Source organism: Frateuria edaphi (assembly GCF_021117405.1).
GTDB lineage: Bacteria > Pseudomonadota > Gammaproteobacteria > Xanthomonadales > Rhodanobacteraceae > Frateuria_A > Frateuria_A edaphi.
The window spans coordinates 1,327,657-1,342,433 of record NZ_CP088251.1; the positions used below are offsets into that span (position 1 = coordinate 1,327,657).

The window sequence follows — 14,777 nt, forward strand, 5'->3', positions numbered from 1 at the left end:
GCATGGCGCCGACTCAGGCCATCGAGGAAACCGACGCCGGCGCCGTGCCGGACCGGGCGGCCCTGATGGCCCTCGATCGCCCGCTGGTGATACGCGGCCTGGCCCGCGACTGGCCGCTGGTCAGGCTGGCCCAGGGATCGGACACCGCCTTTGCCGAGGGGCTGGCCGCGCTGGACAACGGCGCACCGGTGGACACCTTGCTGATGCCGCCCGAGGCCGAAGGCGTGATCGGCTACAACGCGGCGCTGGATGGCTTCAACTACGAGCATTACCGCATACCGCTGACGCTCGGCTTGCAGCGGCTTGCCAGCTACAGCCGGGTCGATCATCCACCGGGCCTGGCGATCCAGAGCGCATCGATCGCCGCCTGCCTGCCTGGGTTCCTGGAACACCACGCACTGCCGCTGGTCGGCGCAGATGTCGAACCCCGATTGTGGATCGGCAACCGTGTCACCACGCCCACGCATTTCGACTCGCAACACAACATCGCCTGCGTGGCGTGCGGCCGGCGGCGCTTTACGCTGTTTCCGCCCGAGCAGTTGCCCAACCTGTACATCGGCCCGCTCGACTTCGCACCCACCAGCACGATGATCGGGATGGCGCGCCTGGACCGACCGGACGATCCGCGTTTCCCGCGTTTGAAGCTGGCGCTCGCCGCCGCCCAGGTGGCCGAGCTGCACCCCGGCGATGCCATCTACATGCCGCCGCTGTGGTGGCATCACGTCGAGTCGCTGGAGCGGCTCAACGCGCTGGTGAATTACTGGTGGCTTTCCGTGGACGAGGCGGGCTACACCACCGGCCATGCGCTGTCGGCGCTGTACCACGCCATCCTGGCCTTTCGTGCCTTGCCACCCACCGAGAGGGCTGGGTGGAAGAAACTACTGGAGCATTACGCGTTCGACGAGGGCGATCCGCTGGAGCACCTGCCGGGGGAGCGGCGTGGCGTATTGGGCGCGCGCACGCCGAAGGTGCTCGAGCGACTAAGGGAACTGGCAAAGCGGTATCTCTGAAGGCGGAGCGCCTCTGCCCTCCCACCCTGGGAGGGACCGCGCCGCTCGCACACAGCGAAGAGGCCTCAAGCGCGTTCGGTCAGTTCGTCACGTGCCCAGGCGGCCAATGCCTCCAGGCGTGCGTCGCCCGCGCGCGTGGTGGCGAGGATCCAGCGACCGCCGGTTTCGCGAAACCCCCAGGGCGCCAGCAATCGGCCACTGGCCAGGTCGTCGGCGACCAGCGGTTGCGGGGCGATGGCCACGCCCAGCCCAGCGGCGGCGGCCTCCAGCAGGAAATACAGATGCGGCAGGGCCTGCGTCTGCTGCATGGATTCCGGCGCCAGTCCCATCGCTCGCGCCCAGTCCGGCCAGGCCTGCGGGCGCGAGGCGGTGTATAGCAGCGGCTCGTCGCACAGCGCGGCGGGGGGTAGGGCGCGCAGGCGCTCGAGTTCGGGATGGCGGGGACTGAGCACGGGGCCGATGCGTTCGGGTGCCAGGTCGTACACCTGCCACGAGTCCGGCCAGGGTGGCGCTTCCAGCAACAGCGCGACGTCCACGCCAGCCAGGGACGTCGGTTCCTCCTGCGCGGCCAGGTGCAAGGTCAGTGCGGGCAGGTCGTGCCGCAGGCGTTCCAGCCGAGGGATCACCCAGCGCGCCAGCACGCTGCCCGAGCAACCCAGTACCAGGGCCGCGTCCGCTTGCTCACGCCGCAACCGGGCCCAGCTTTCGCGCAACTGGCCGAACGCGGCCTGGCAGCTTTCCTGCAGGCGCCGCCCTGCGGCGGTGGCCTGGATGCCGCGGCCCTGGCGCAGGAACAGGGGCTGGCCCAGCGCCTCTTCCAGCGAACGCACCTGCCGGCTCACGGCACCGTGGGTGACGTGCAGCTCTCGCGCCGCCAGGCTCATGCTGCCCAGGCGGGCGGCGGCCTCGAAGGCGCGCAGGGCATGCAGCGAGGGCAGGTCGCGGTCGGACATGTTGTGAGTCTAGCTCACACTGGGACACGATTTTTTCGCTTTTTCACAAGGCTGGCCGGCACTAAGGTGTGAGGCTTCCTGCGGCGACCCGCCGCTGCCGATGGAGCCGCCCATGCCCGCTACCCAGGATTTCCACCGCTGGCCGGACGAGCACGGCCGCTTTGGCGCCTATGGCGGCAGCTATGTCGCCGAGACGCTGATGGCGCCGCTGGCCGAACTGACCGAGGCCTACCAGCGGTTGCGCCGGGATCCGGATTTCCTGGCCGAGCTGGACCGCGACCTCAAGTATTACGTCGGCCGTCCGAGCCCGATCTACCACGCCGAGCGGCTATCGAAGCATCTCGGGGGCGCGCGGATCCTGCTGAAGCGCGAGGATCTGAACCACACCGGCGCGCACAAGATCAACAACACCATCGGCCAGGCCCTGGTGGCCCGGCGCATGGGCAAGCAGCGCGTGATCGCCGAGACCGGCGCGGGCCAGCACGGCGTCGCCAGTGCCACCGTGGCCGCCCGATTCGGCATGAAGTGCGTGGTCTACATGGGCGCGGTGGACATCGAGCGGCAGAAAATCAACGTCTACCGCATGAAACTGCTGGGCGCCGAAGTGGTGCCCGTGACCTCGGGATCGAAAACGCTCAAGGACGCGCTCAACGAAGCCATGCGCGATTGGGTCACCAACGTGGCCGACACCTTCTACATCATCGGTACCGTGGCCGGACCGCATCCGTATCCGCAGATGGTGCGCGACTTCAACGCCATCGTCGGGCGCGAGGCGCGCGAGCAGATGCTGGAGGGCTACGGCCGTCTGCCCGATGCGATCACGGCCTGCGTGGGCGGCGGTTCGAACGCGATCGGCCTGTTCCACGCCTTCCTCAACGATGCGGACGTGCGCATCGTCGGCGCCGAGGCGGCGGGCGAGGGCATGGACACGGGACATCACGCGGCGTCCCTGGCGGCCGGCCGGCCGGGCGTGCTGCACGGCAACCGCACTTATGTGCTGTGCGACGACAACGGCCAGATCACCGAGACGCACTCGGTCTCCGCCGGTCTGGACTACCCCGGCGTCGGCCCGGAACACGCTTTCCTCAAGGATGCCGGTCGCGCCGACTACGTCGGCGTCACCGACGATGAAGCGCTGGAGGCGTTCCACCTGCTCGCCCGTACCGAAGGCATCCTCGCTGCGCTCGAATCCAGCCACGCCGTGGCGCAGGCGATGAAGCTCGCACGCGAATACCCGAAGGACGCGCTGGTGCTGTGCAACCTCTCCGGCCGTGGCGACAAGGACGTGCATACCATTGCCGCGCGCGAGGGAGTGCAGGTATGAGTCGCATCGACCGTCGCTTCGCCGTGCTTAAAGCTGAAAGCCGCACCGGACTGATTCCCTTCGTTACCGCGGGCGATCCGTCGCCCGAACATGCCGTCGCCCTGATGCACGCGCTGGTTGCGGCGGGCGCGGACCTGATCGAGCTGGGCGTTCCATTTTCCGATCCCATGGCGGATGGTCCGGTCATCCAGCACGCCAGCGAGCGCGCCATCGGCAGCGGCGTCGGGCTGGGCGACGTGTTGCGCTGGGTCGCCGACTTCCGCCAGCGCGACGCGGACACGCCGGTCGTGCTGATGGGCTATCTCAACCCGATCGAAATGCACGGCTACGCGCGCTTTGCGCAGGATGCCGTGCAGGCGGGTGTCGACGGCGTGCTGGTCGTCGATTGCCCGCTGGAGGAGTCGGCCGTGCTGGAGCCGCTGCGCATCGCAGGCCTGCAGCAGATCCTGCTGGCCGCGCCCACTACCGCACCCGCGCGTATGGCGAAGTTGTGCGAGGCGGCCCGGGGCTTCCTGTATTATGTGTCGTTCGCCGGCATCACTGGCGCGGCACGGCTGAGCACGGCGGACATCGCCGCGCGCGTGGCCGAAGTGCGCGCCGGGGCGAAGGCGCCGGTGGCGGTCGGCTTCGGCGTCCGCGATTCGGCGACTGCGAAAGCGATCGCCGGGTTCGCCGACGCCGTGGTCATCGGCAGTGCGCTGGTCGAGCGCCTCGCCGGCGCCACGGAAGCGGATGAAATCGCCACGCGGGCGCGCGAGTTTCTCGCGCCGATCCGCGCAGCACTGGACGCGCCTTGACCCGCGCACGTTCCCTTTCGACGAGGGACGGGTGAGGACCGGGGCTCGCGGTGTGGCACAGCATTGTTGACGAGGTCCCCATGAACTGGCTCCAGAAAATCATGACCCCGCGTGCACGCACGCACAGCACTCCCGCCAACAAGGGCAAAGTGCCCGAGGGCGTGTGGGACAAGTGCGGCGGTTGCGGCACGGTGCTGTACCGGCCAGAGCTGGAGCGCAACCTGATGGTGTGTCCCAAGTGTGGCCACCATCATCCGATCGGCGCGCGCGAGCGCCTGCTCGCCCTGCTCGACGAGGGTTCGACGCAGGAGCTGTGGGCGAACCTGGAACCGACCGATCCGCTGAAATTCCGCGATTCGAAGAAGTACCGCGACCGTATCGTGGCCTCGCAGAAATCCACCGGCGAGAAGGACGCGATGATCACCATGAGCGGCCGCCTGAAGGGCCGCCCGCTGGTCGCCACTGCGTTCGAGTTTTCCTACATGGGCGGTTCGATGGGCTCGGTGGTGGGTGAGAAATTCACTCGCGCGGCCGAGCGCGCACTGGCCGAGAAGAGCGCACTGGTGTGCTTCTCCGCCACCGGCGGCGCGCGCATGCAGGAAGCGTTGTTCTCGCTGATGCAGATGGCCAAGACTTCCGCTGCGCTGGCGCGCATGCGCGACGCCGGCGTGCCCTACATCAGCGTGATGACCAATCCGACCACCGGCGGCGTTTCGGCCAGCCTGGCGATGCTCGGTGACATCAACATCGGCGAGCCGAAGGCACTGATCGGCTTCGCGGGTCCGCGTGTGATCGAGCAGACCGTACGCGAGACGCTGCCTGAAGGCTTCCAGCGTTCGGAGTTCCTGCTCGAACACGGCGCGATCGACCTCATCGTCGACCGGCGCGAGATGCGCGACAAACTGGCCGAGCTTTTCGGCCTGTTGATGAAGGCGCCGCGCGCGGCCTGATCGAACGCTGGGGAACACCGATCGATGCCGCCGAAAGGCGGCATCGTCGTTTGTGCAGGTCATGTTTTCCACAGCCGATGTGGATGCCCTCCGGTAAACCCTGTGGACAAACCGCAGAGGCGGCTTTGCCGTCAGTCACTTGGCACGCGCTGATCAGTTTTTACGCAGCGGCAACGTCGTCTTCGCGGGTTGTCCACAGCGCTTGTGGAGCCAGCTGGGGTAAGCCTGTGGATAGGTGGCCTATCTGCTTGATCGACAAGCGCAGGGCGACACGATGCGCAGGAAGTGACCAGCGCCTCCGCGCGCGCTGCGGGGCAGGCGGCATGACGCGGTCGGATGCTGCCGGCATACTGGCCTGCCACGCCCGAGGAGATCCCACGCATGAAACGGATGATGTTCGCCGCCGCGTTCGCCATCGTTGGCGCCGCTTCCTTCGCGCAGACGCCTGCGCTCCCGGCCACCAAGGCACCGGCCGGCGCCGAGGCCTACATCATCTCGCCCAAGGACGGTGCCACCGTCGGTCGCGAGGTCACGGTGCGCTTCGGCCTGAAGGGCATGGGCGTGGCGCCGGCCGGCGTGGGCAAGGAGCACACGGGGCACCACCACCTGCTGGTCGATGTGACCGACCTGCCGCTCGCGGGCCAGCCGATTCCCAACGACGAACACCACAGGCACTTTGGCGGTGGCCAGACGCAGACCACGCTCAAGCTTTCCCCGGGCACGCACACGCTGCAGCTGGAACTGGGCGACGCGAACCATGTGCCGTTCGCCCCGCCCGTGGTGTCCAAAAGGATTACCATCCACGTGAAGTGAGCGCACCGCCGGAGGTGCCGGATGAAGCCGCTGCCGTTCATGGCCGCCCTGGTTCTGGCCTTGCCGATCTCCGCATGGGCGAGCGTTGCCATGGAAGCGCAGCAGGCCACCGGGTCCGAAAAGGCCATCCAGTCAACGACGGCCGGTGCCAGCGCGCACCGCCCGCTGTTCATCGTTAGATACGTGCTGCTGCCTGCTCCAAAGGAGGCGCCACAGATCGTCATGGACGATCGGGGCGCCCAGCTCGTGCCGCCTGGAAGCAGCTTTCCCGCCGCGCCGCTGGGCCGGGCAGAGCGCGACCCCAACGTGGTGATCTGCTATGGCTGGTCCTGCGAGCGCAAACCCTGATCGTGTTGCCCGTGATTGCCGCGGCCGCGGCGCTGCGATCGGCTAAAATCCCGTGTTTGCCCTTCGCAGCCGCAGAATGCCCATGACCGTCCGCACCCGCTTCGCCCCCAGCCCCACCGGCTTCCTGCACATCGGCGGCGCCCGCACCGCGCTTTATTGCTGGCTCGAGTCGCGTCGTCGCGGCGGCGAGTTCCTGCTGCGCATCGAGGACACTGATCGCGAGCGCTCCACCGATGAAGCCGTGCAGGCGATCCTGGATGCCATGCAGTGGCTCGATCTGTCCGCCGACCAGGCACCGATCTACCAGACCCATCGCCTGGCGCGCTACAAGGAAGTGGCCGACCGCCTGCTCGCCGAAGGCAAGGCGTACTACGCCTACGAGAGCAAGGAAGAGATCGAGGCGATGCGCGAGGCGGCCATGGCCAAGGGCGAGAAGCCTCGCTACAACGGCTACTACCGCGATCGCAACGAGCCGCTGCGCGATGACCCCAACCGCGTCATCCGCTTCCGGAACCCGACCGAGGGTTCGGTCGTGTTCGAGGACAAGGTCAAGGGCCGCGTCGAGTGGGCCAACGCCGAGCTGGACGACCTGGTGATCTTCCGCTCCGACGGCTGGCCGACCTACAACTTCGCGGTGGTGGTCGACGACATCGACATGGGCATCACCGAGGTGATCCGCGGCGACGACCACGTCAACAACACGCCGCGCCAGATCAACATCTACCACGCGCTCGGCGCACCGGTGCCGGAATTCGCGCACCTGCCGATGATCCTGGACAAGGAGGGCAAGAAGCTCTCCAAGCGCACCAATTCGGTCAGCGTGATGGAGTACCGCGACGCGGGTTACCTGCCGCACGCGATCCTCAACTACCTGGTGCGGCTGGGCTGGTCGCACGGCGACCAGGAAATCTTCTCGCGCGAGGAAATGATCCGCCTGTTCGACATCTCCGACGTCAACAAGGCCGCCTCGCGCTTCGATACCGAGAAGCTCGCCTGGCTCAACCAGCACTACCTGAAGTCGGACGATCCCCGGGAGCTGGCGCCCGAGTTCGAGTGGCACCTGGCGCGCGCCGGCGTGGACATCTCCCGCGGCCCCGCGCCCGCCGACGTGGTCGTGGCGCTGCGCGACCGCGTGCACACGCTCAAGGAAATGGCCGAGCGCGCGAAGATCTGGTACGTGCCGATTGCCGAATGGGACGACAAGGCCGTCGCCAAGCACCTGAAGAACGACAGCGCCGTGGCCGTCCTCGAGCAGGCCAGGACGCTGCTCGCCGACATCGAATGGAAACCCGAGCCGATCCACCAGGCCATCGAGCGGATTGCAGCCAGCCTCGAACTGGGCATGGGCAAGATTGCCCAACCGCTGCGCGTGGCCATGACCGGCACCCAGGTCTCGCCTTCGATCGACCACACGATCTACCTGGCCGGCCGCGCCGAAGCGCTCAAGCGCATCGACGACGCGGTCGCCCGCGCGCAGGGCTGAGCCCAGGACCCCGCGGCATGGACGAACTCCTTGCCCGCGCCACGCAGGGTGTCGACCCCGACGCCCCCGATGCGTTCCTGCGCATCTTCCTCAACCTGATGGCGCTGGTCCCTTGGAGCGCGCTGATCTGGTGGAACCTCTTGTTTCTCGCCGTCGGTGCGCTGCTGGGCTGGTGGCGCGGCCGCACCGCCGAGGGTGTCGCCTGGGCGTTCGTGCTGGGCCCGATCGGCTGGCTGGTCGTCCTGCGCCGGCCGCGACGCCAGGTGCCGCCGCCGCTGCCGAAGTGATGATCGCTTTCAGGCGTTCCTGCCGGAAGCGCCGATGGCCGGGTTCCTGATGGGAACCCGCACAGGTAAGCCTGTTGGGTCCACGACCGGCCGGACCGCTGGAGTCTTGGCGTCGCGTACCCGGAACCACCTGCTGCAAAACGTGGCTGTCGGGCACGCGGTATCATCGCGGCATCAACCGGATGGGCCGATCGTGTCAGCCAAGCTCCACTCACACCACGTCGAAGACGCCGAGAGTTTCGTCGCGGCGGTCGAACAGGCCAGCGAGGAGCGCGGATTGCGGCTCACTCCCTTGCGCAGGGAAGTGTTGGCGCTTGTCGCCGCGGCGGGCAAACCGGTCAAGGCCTACGACCTGCTCGATCAGTTGCGCGAACGCCACGGGAACGCCGCGCCACCCACGGTCTATCGCGCGCTCGATTTCCTTCTCGAGCAGGGTTTCATCCACAAGCTCGAGTCGATCAATGCCTACGTCTCCTGCCACCATCCTGCCGAGGCGCATCAGGTGCCGTTCCTGATCTGCGACGGCTGCGCGAGTGCGCAGGAGGTCTGCGATGCTCGGGTGGCCGAGTTGATCGAGGCGCAGGCGCGGGCTTTCGGCTTCCGGCCGCAGGCCCAGACGCTGGAAGTCCACGGCCTCTGCAAGCAGTGCCGCAAGGGCTGACCAGGAAAGGCCCGGACCCGCGATTGCGCAATCGATCGAACCCCGCCATCGCGGGCGGGAGTGCCAAGACCGATTCGGGGACGCAAGCAAAAGTGCGGGGCGCGATACATCCTGTATCGCGCCCCGCTTTTCCCGGTGTTGGCGGGGAGGGAACAATGCCGCACCGGAAAACCGCTAACTCGATTGCAAGCCCGCATACCCGGGCTTCCGACCCCGTATGGCTTGCATTCAGCCATTCTAGAACGCGGCGGCGACAGCTTGGTTGACGATTCGTTACAGCGTCGTGGCGGTGGCTCGCGTTATAAAGTAACATTGTAGCCAGCTCCTACCGAAGCCGACGATGGCCCGACCGCCGACATCACGCGCATGGCAGACCGCCGACCGGTTCGGCGCGGTCGCGTCGTTCCTGTGCGCGATCCATTGCGCAGCCTTGCCGTTCGTGCTCGCGGTGTTGCCGCTGGTCGGGCTCGAGTTCCTGGCCGATCATCGGTTCGAGCGGGCTTTCGTCATGTTCGCCTGCGCGCTGGCGCTGCTGACCCTGGTCAACGGCTACCGCCGGCACCGCCGGCCCGGGTCGCTGATGCTGGCGTTTCCCGGCCTTTCGTTGCTGCTGCTGGGCGTCACCGTGGCCGAGCGGTATCCGGTCGCGCTGCACAGCGTGCTGGTCACCTGCGGCGGCGTGCTGCTCGCGAGCGCGCACTTCGTCAACCTGCGGCTCGATCGCCGGCCACCGCACGTGCACGACGCCGGTTGCGCGCATTGAGCGCCGGTGATTGTGTAACGCGCGGGGGCGTTCCTACGATGCCGCGATGAGCAGATCGCACGAACACGGCCCGCACGACCATTCGCACGAGCATCACGAGCACGACCATTCGAGCGCTCGCGGGCGCAAGCTTCTGGCGGCTTTCCTGCTGACCCTGCTGATGCTCGTGGCCGAGGCCGTTGGCGGTCTGTGGTCGGGTTCGCTCGCGTTGCTCGCCGACGCCGGGCACATGATGGTCGACGCGCTGGCGCTCGCACTGGCATTCATCGGCGCGCGGCTCGCGCTGCGTCCGGCCGATGCGCGCCGCAGCTACGGTTACGGGCGGCTGGAGGTATTGGCCGGTTTCGTCAACGCGTTGACGCAGTTCGTGCTCGTGGGGTTCATCGCCTATGAGGCGGTCACGCGCCTGCTGCATCCCGGAGCGATCCTTTCCGGGGTGATGCTGGTCGTGGCGGTGGTGGGCCTGCTGGTGAACCTGGTGGTGTTGCGCGTACTGCACGGCCACGCCCACGACGACGTCAACATGGCCGGGGCCAGCCTGCACGTGATGGGCGACCTGCTCGGCTCGTTCGGTGCCGTGCTGGCCGCGTTGGCGGTGCGTTTCATGGGCTGGAACTGGGCCGACCCGGTACTCTCGCTGCTGGTCTCCCTGCTGATCCTTGGCGGCGCCTGGCGATTGCTCCGCAAGTCGGCGCACATCCTGCTCGAGGGCGTGCCCGAAGACCTGGACGTGGGCGAGGTCGAGCAGGCCCTGCGCCAGGCCGACGCATCGATCCGCGACATCCACCACCTGCACGTGTGGCAGCTGGCCTCCGGCTCGCGCATGGCCACGCTGCATGCGCAGGTGCAGGACGGCGAAGGGGCCGGGGCGGTGGCGGCAATCCATCGGCTGTTGCGCAAGCAATTCGGGATCCTGCATGTGACGGTCCAGGTGGACGCGGGCCCGTGCACGGACCACGCGCGCGATTGCCTTGGGCACGGGCACCACTGAGCGCAGTCGGCGGGCGGCGAGGCCCTTCGGCGCTCTTGCGCTTTACCTCTTCGCTGCTACGATGGCTGGCCGTTCACGCATTACGAATCAAGGAGTTCCCATGGGTAAGGGCGATCGCAAGACCCGTCGCGGCAAGACCTACCGCGGCAGCTACGGCAACACCCGTGCGCACGATGCGCAGCCGGCCGTGGTTGGCGCCAAGGCCACCGTGACCAAGCCGGCCGCCGCCAAGAAGGCAGCGCCGAAGAAAAAGTCCGCCTGAGCTTTCCGCTCGCGGATCGAAGAGCCCCGCCATGAGCGGGGCTTTTTTTTGTCGTTCCGCGGCGATTAACCAGGGAAGACACGCGCTTCACCGTGCGCATGGAAACGTGCGGCTGGCAGGGGCGGGACCGGAGCAGGCATGAACGCAATCGAGCTTTTGAAGCAGGACCACGAGAACATGAGGGCGCTGCTGGATGAACTGGCCGGCACCACTACGCGCGGCGTGAAGAAGCGCAAGGAACTGGTGCAAAAGATCGAAGCCAACCTGCGTGTGCACAACGCCATCGAAGAGGAAATCTTCTACCCGGCGTTCAAGAAGGCAGGCGACGGCAAGGATGACGCGAAGATGTACTTCGAGGCGCTGGAGGAACATCGCGCCGCCGGCGACCTGGTGTTGCCGGACCTGCTCAAGACCGAGGTCGACAGCGAGAAATTCTCCGGTCGCGCCAAGGTGCTCAAGGAACTGTTCGAGCATCATGCCGACGAGGAAGAAAAGGAGATGTTCAAGCGCGCCAAGGCGCTGCTGGGCAAGAAGGCGCTGGACGAACTGGGCGAACAGATGGCGCAGCGAAAGATGGAATTGAAGAAGCGGCTGGAAGCGGCCTGAGGCGGCGGCCAACATGGCAAACATCGTCCAGCGCGAACACGAGACTGCCTTCGATCCGAGGCACAGCGCCCTGCTCATCATCGACATGCTCAACGACCTCGAATTCGAGGGTGGCGAGGAGCTGCTGGAGCAGGCCATGCCGGTGGCCACGGCGATCGGACACGTGCGCGACTGGTACCGCGCACACGACCTGCCGGTGATCTACGCCAACGACAACTTCGGGCGCTGGCACGCCGATCTGGCCAAGGTCATCGAGCACTGCAGGCGGGTCGGATCCCGTGGCGCCGAGCTCAGCGACGGGCTGTTGCCGGGCGTCGAAGACTATTTCGTTCTCAAGCCGCGGCATTCGGCGTTCTACGAAACGCCGCTGTGCACGCTGCTGGAAAAGCTCGATATCAAGGCGCTCGCCCTGGTCGGCATCGCCGGGGACGACTGCGTGCTGCGCACCGCGTTGGATGCGCAGATGCGCCAGTTCCCGTTGTGGGTGCCGGCAGACGGCATCGCCTCGCAGACCACCCTGCGCAACCAGCGTGCGCTGGCGTGCATGCAGGAGGTGGCCAAGGCCGACATCACCCGCATCGACGCGCGCCTGTCGGAATGGGACAACACTCAGCGGAGCCAGAAGATGAGCAGCCACGACCGCAAAGACGTGCAGCACCCCGATTGCAACAAGCCCCAGCGCCCGGAAACCGAGAACGAGCGCCAGGGCCGGAAGGCGCACGAGAGCGATCTCACCGACGAAGCGGTGGAGGAAACCTTCCCGGCCAGCGATCCGGTATCGCCGTTCATTCCGGCCAAGACGCCGGAGGACTGATCCGGCGACCCGGCCGGATCCTTTCCGCCAGGCGGAAAGGGTAGGCGAGCGCTACAGCCTGACGGGAGCGCCTGCGCTCCAAAGCGACTGCAGCAGATCGCCGCCGATCCAGTAGCACAGCTCCGCGGGCATGCGGGCTTTCCAGACGGCGAGGTCCGCCCGCTGCCCCACCGCCAGCGATCCCCGGTCGGCCAGGCCAAGCGCGCGAGCCGCATTGACCGTGACTCCGCGCAAGGCTTCTTCGGGCGTCATCCGGAACAGCGTGCAGGCCATGTTCGCAGCCAACCGCAACGAGAGCAGCGGTGAGGTGCCCGGGTTGCAGTCGGTGGCGATCGCCATCGGCACGCCGTGCGCACGCAGCAGGTCGATCGGCGGCAGATGCGTTTCGCGCAAGGCATAAAAGGCGCCCGGCAGCAGCACGGCCACGGTGCCAGCGGCGGCCATCGCGCGGACACCCGACTCGCTAAGGTGCTCCAGATGGTCGGCGGACAGGCCACGGTACTCCGCGACCAATGCCGCGCCGTCCTGGTCGGAGAGCTGTTCGGCATGAAGCTTCACCGGCAGGCCGAGCGCCCTGGCGCGCTCGAAGACGCGCTCGGTTTCCACGCGGGTGAAGCCGATGCCCTCGCAGAAGGCGTCGACCGCGTCGACCAGGTCTTCGGCGGCCAGCGCCGGCAACATCATGTCGCACACCAGTGCCATGTAATCCTCGCGCCGCTCGCGGTACTCCGATGGCAGCGCGTGCAGGCCGAGGAAGGTGCTGCGCACGCCGATGCCCAACGTTTCGCCGATGCGCCGCGCCACCCGCAGCATGCGGCGCTCGGTGTCGAGGTCGAGCCCATAACCGGACTTGATCTCCAGCGTGGTCACGCCGTCGCGCAGCAGCGCGCGTGCGCGCGGCAGGCTCTGGCGCAGCAGTTCGTCCTCGTCCGCCGCGCGGGTGGCGCCCACGGTCGAGGCGATGCCGCCGCCGGCGCGGGCGATCTCCTCGTAACTCGCGCCATTCAGGCGCAGATCGAATTCGTGCGCGCGGTCGCCGCCGAACACCAGGTGCGTGTGGCAGTCGATCAGGCCGGGCGTGACCAGCGCGCCGTCCAGCGTTTCGACCGAGGCGGCCAATGCATCCGCGGCACCGGGAAGTTCCGCGGCGGGACCGGACCACGCGATGCGGCCGTCCTTGATTGCCAGCGCGCCGCGTTCGACCAGGCCGAACGCACGTTCGCCCACGAAGGTGGCCAGCGTGGCGTCGATCAGCAGGTGATCCCAGCGCGGCGTGGTCATGGCTTCTCCTGCGGTGCGTCGGCGGGAGCCGCCGGTTCATCGAAGGCGCTGCTGCGCCCGACGTGTTCGACGGGCTCGGGCGGAATGTGACGGGCGGCTTGCTGCCGCTCGAACTCCTGCACCAGGCGCTCGGCGAAATCCTTGTAGACCGGCGTGGGGCTGAGCAGCGACGAAACGGCGCGGGCCAGCAGGCAGGCGGCCATCACCGGAATCACCATCGACTGATTGTCGGTCAGCTCCATTGCGATGACCGCCGAGGTGAGCGGCGCGCCGGTCACGCCTGAGAGGTACGCGCTCATGCCCAGCAATACCACCGCGGCGGCCGGCACCCCTGGCAGGAAGTGGGCGATGTTCTGACCGAGCCCGGCGCCCACCGCCAGCGCAGGCGAGAAGATGCCACCCGGAATCCCTGCCCAGTACGACACCACGTTGGCCCCGAGCTTGGCCAAACCGAAGCTCGCACCCGGCGTTACCGTCGCTTGCTGCACGATCGCGCGCGCCTGGTCGTAGCCGGTGCCGTACACCGAGCCGTGGAACAGCACGCCCAGAATCGCCAGCACGAGTCCGCAGCCGGTGGCGAAGGCGACCGGCCAGCGGGCGCGCAGCGCGCCGACGCGCGCCAGCGGGCCGCGCTTGCTGAGCAGGATCAGCCGCGCGAACAGGCCGCCGAGCAACCCGCAGACGACTCCGCACAACAGCACCGCCAGCCATGCGTGGCCCAGCGGCAGGTTGACCTCGACCTCGCCGAAGTACGCGTAGTTGCCCATGATTCCCAGCGACACCACGCCGCCGACGATTACCGCGGTAAGCAGCAATCCGCTGAAGCGGTGCTCGAAGGTGCCGGCAAGCTCTTCGATCGCGAACACCACGCCTGCGAGCGGTGTATTGAACGCCGCCGCGATGCCTGCGGCGCCGCCGGCAAGGATGAAGCGCGAGGCGGCCTTCGGGTCGCTGAAACCGAAGCGGCGCGCGAACGTGTAGAACAGTCCGGCGCCCACGTGCACGGTCGGCCCCTCGCGTCCGATCGAGGCACCGACGGCCAGCGCGATCAGCGTAAGCAACATCTTGCCTGCCGCGATCGGCAACGAAAGCATGTTCCTGCGGAACGATTCGTCTTCCACGTGAAGCGTTGCGATCGCCTGCGGGATGCCGCTGCCGCGGGTGGCTCGGAACCGTCCCGACGTGACCCACGACAACAGCCCGAAGACTACCGGCGTCAGGATCAGCGGGATCCACACGCCGTGGTCCAGGATGCGCAGGAACAACTGGTAGGCCCACGTGCTGGCCTTGGCGAACAGGATGGCGGCCAGTGCTACCAGCACCGCGCCGCTCCACAGGGCGATGCGCCGCTTCCATTGGTGCGGGGCGAAGAACTCGTGGCCGAGCAGGGCCTGCAGGCGGGGGTTGGAAGGTGGCATCGGGCCATTATCGCAG

Annotated in this window: 17 protein-coding genes and 1 pseudogene; 15 read left to right on the forward strand and 3 right to left on the reverse strand. The window is 67.6% G+C overall.

From position 1 onward, the window contains the following. Window positions 1-2 precede the first annotated feature (2 nt). Complete coding sequence (locus LQ772_RS06140; protein ID WP_231324986.1) at window positions 3-1,010, forward strand: cupin-like domain-containing protein; 1,008 nt, start codon at window positions 3-5, stop codon at window positions 1,008-1,010. 65 nt (window positions 1,011-1,075) lie between these two features. Here the strand turns inward: LQ772_RS06140 and LQ772_RS06145 are convergent, their stop codons facing one another. Beyond that, window positions 1,076-1,963 (reverse strand): LysR family transcriptional regulator, encoded by an 888-nt coding sequence (locus LQ772_RS06145; RefSeq protein WP_231324988.1) that lies wholly within the window; start codon window positions 1,961-1,963, stop codon window positions 1,076-1,078. 112 nt (window positions 1,964-2,075) lie between these two features. On the opposite strand from LQ772_RS06145, the gene trpB reads away from it, so the two are divergent. From trpB to LQ772_RS17370, 14 genes and pseudogenes are all read left to right on the forward strand, one after another. Then, complete coding sequence (trpB, locus tag LQ772_RS06150) at window positions 2,076-3,287, forward strand: tryptophan synthase subunit beta (RefSeq protein WP_231324990.1); 1,212 nt, start codon at window positions 2,076-2,078, stop codon at window positions 3,285-3,287. Further along, the gene (gene trpA, locus LQ772_RS06155; protein ID WP_231324992.1) at window positions 3,284-4,084 is read left to right on the forward strand and encodes a tryptophan synthase subunit alpha; all 801 of its coding nucleotides are present in this window, start codon (window positions 3,284-3,286) and stop codon (window positions 4,082-4,084) included. The genes trpB and trpA overlap by 4 nt, the downstream gene beginning before the upstream one ends. Window positions 4,085-4,164: 80 nt before the next feature. Next, window positions 4,165-5,034 (forward strand): acetyl-CoA carboxylase, carboxyltransferase subunit beta, encoded by an 870-nt coding sequence (accD, locus tag LQ772_RS06160; RefSeq protein ID WP_231324995.1) that lies wholly within the window; start codon window positions 4,165-4,167, stop codon window positions 5,032-5,034. Between the two features lie 381 nt (window positions 5,035-5,415). Beyond that, window positions 5,416-5,847 carry a DUF4399 domain-containing protein gene (locus LQ772_RS06165; RefSeq protein ID WP_245397826.1) on the forward strand — a complete coding sequence of 144 codons (432 nt, stop codon included), beginning with the start codon at window positions 5,416-5,418 and terminating at the stop codon, window positions 5,845-5,847. Window positions 5,848-5,868: 21 nt separating this feature from the next. Then, window positions 5,869-6,195: a hypothetical protein gene (locus LQ772_RS06170; RefSeq protein WP_231324997.1), complete on the forward strand. Its 327-nt coding sequence runs from the start codon at window positions 5,869-5,871 to the stop codon at window positions 6,193-6,195. An 82-nt stretch (window positions 6,196-6,277) separates the two neighbouring features. Then, window positions 6,278-7,678 carry a glutamate--tRNA ligase gene (gltX, locus tag LQ772_RS06175; protein WP_231324998.1) on the forward strand — a complete coding sequence of 467 codons (1,401 nt, stop codon included), beginning with the start codon at window positions 6,278-6,280 and terminating at the stop codon, window positions 7,676-7,678. Between the two features lie 17 nt (window positions 7,679-7,695). Continuing rightward, window positions 7,696-7,965 (forward strand): hypothetical protein, encoded by a 270-nt coding sequence (locus tag LQ772_RS06180; protein ID WP_231325000.1) that lies wholly within the window; start codon window positions 7,696-7,698, stop codon window positions 7,963-7,965. Between the two features lie 193 nt (window positions 7,966-8,158). Continuing rightward, window positions 8,159-8,626: a transcriptional repressor gene (locus LQ772_RS06185; RefSeq protein ID WP_231325002.1), complete on the forward strand. Its 468-nt coding sequence runs from the start codon at window positions 8,159-8,161 to the stop codon at window positions 8,624-8,626. A 340-nt stretch (window positions 8,627-8,966) separates the two neighbouring features. After that, the gene (locus LQ772_RS06190; RefSeq protein WP_231325003.1) at window positions 8,967-9,389 is read left to right on the forward strand and encodes a MerC domain-containing protein; all 423 of its coding nucleotides are present in this window, start codon (window positions 8,967-8,969) and stop codon (window positions 9,387-9,389) included. A 46-nt stretch (window positions 9,390-9,435) separates the two neighbouring features. Then, window positions 9,436-10,380 carry a cation diffusion facilitator family transporter gene (locus tag LQ772_RS06195; RefSeq protein ID WP_231325005.1) on the forward strand — a complete coding sequence of 315 codons (945 nt, stop codon included), beginning with the start codon at window positions 9,436-9,438 and terminating at the stop codon, window positions 10,378-10,380. A 100-nt stretch (window positions 10,381-10,480) separates the two neighbouring features. Continuing rightward, the gene (locus LQ772_RS06200; protein WP_231325007.1) at window positions 10,481-10,642 is read left to right on the forward strand and encodes a 30S ribosomal protein THX; all 162 of its coding nucleotides are present in this window, start codon (window positions 10,481-10,483) and stop codon (window positions 10,640-10,642) included. 138 nt (window positions 10,643-10,780) lie between these two features. Next, on the forward strand, window positions 10,781-11,248 hold the full coding sequence (locus tag LQ772_RS06205) for a PA2171 family ribosome-binding persister protein (RefSeq protein WP_231325009.1): 468 nt from the start codon (window positions 10,781-10,783) through the stop codon (window positions 11,246-11,248). A gap of 85 nt (window positions 11,249-11,333) precedes the next feature. Then, window positions 11,334-11,738: pseudogene (locus tag LQ772_RS06210) on the forward strand (cysteine hydrolase family protein); the annotation flags it as partial. A gap of 135 nt (window positions 11,739-11,873) precedes the next feature. After that, window positions 11,874-12,062, forward strand: a complete 189-nt coding sequence (locus tag LQ772_RS17370; RefSeq protein ID WP_338029242.1) for a hypothetical protein — start codon at window positions 11,874-11,876, stop codon at window positions 12,060-12,062. 51 nt (window positions 12,063-12,113) lie between these two features. Here LQ772_RS17370 and hutI read toward each other — a convergent pair whose 3' ends face one another. Together hutI and LQ772_RS06220 are read right to left on the reverse strand one after the other, a co-directional pair. Continuing rightward, entirely contained in the window at window positions 12,114-13,343 is a 1,230-nt protein-coding gene (gene hutI / locus LQ772_RS06215; RefSeq protein ID WP_231325011.1) for an imidazolonepropionase, read from the reverse strand. Then, window positions 13,340-14,761, reverse strand: a complete 1,422-nt coding sequence (locus LQ772_RS06220; RefSeq protein ID WP_231325012.1) for a chloride channel protein — start codon at window positions 14,759-14,761, stop codon at window positions 13,340-13,342. Before LQ772_RS06220 ends, hutI begins: the two co-directional genes overlap by 4 nt. Between the last annotated feature and the right edge of the window lie 16 nt (window positions 14,762-14,777).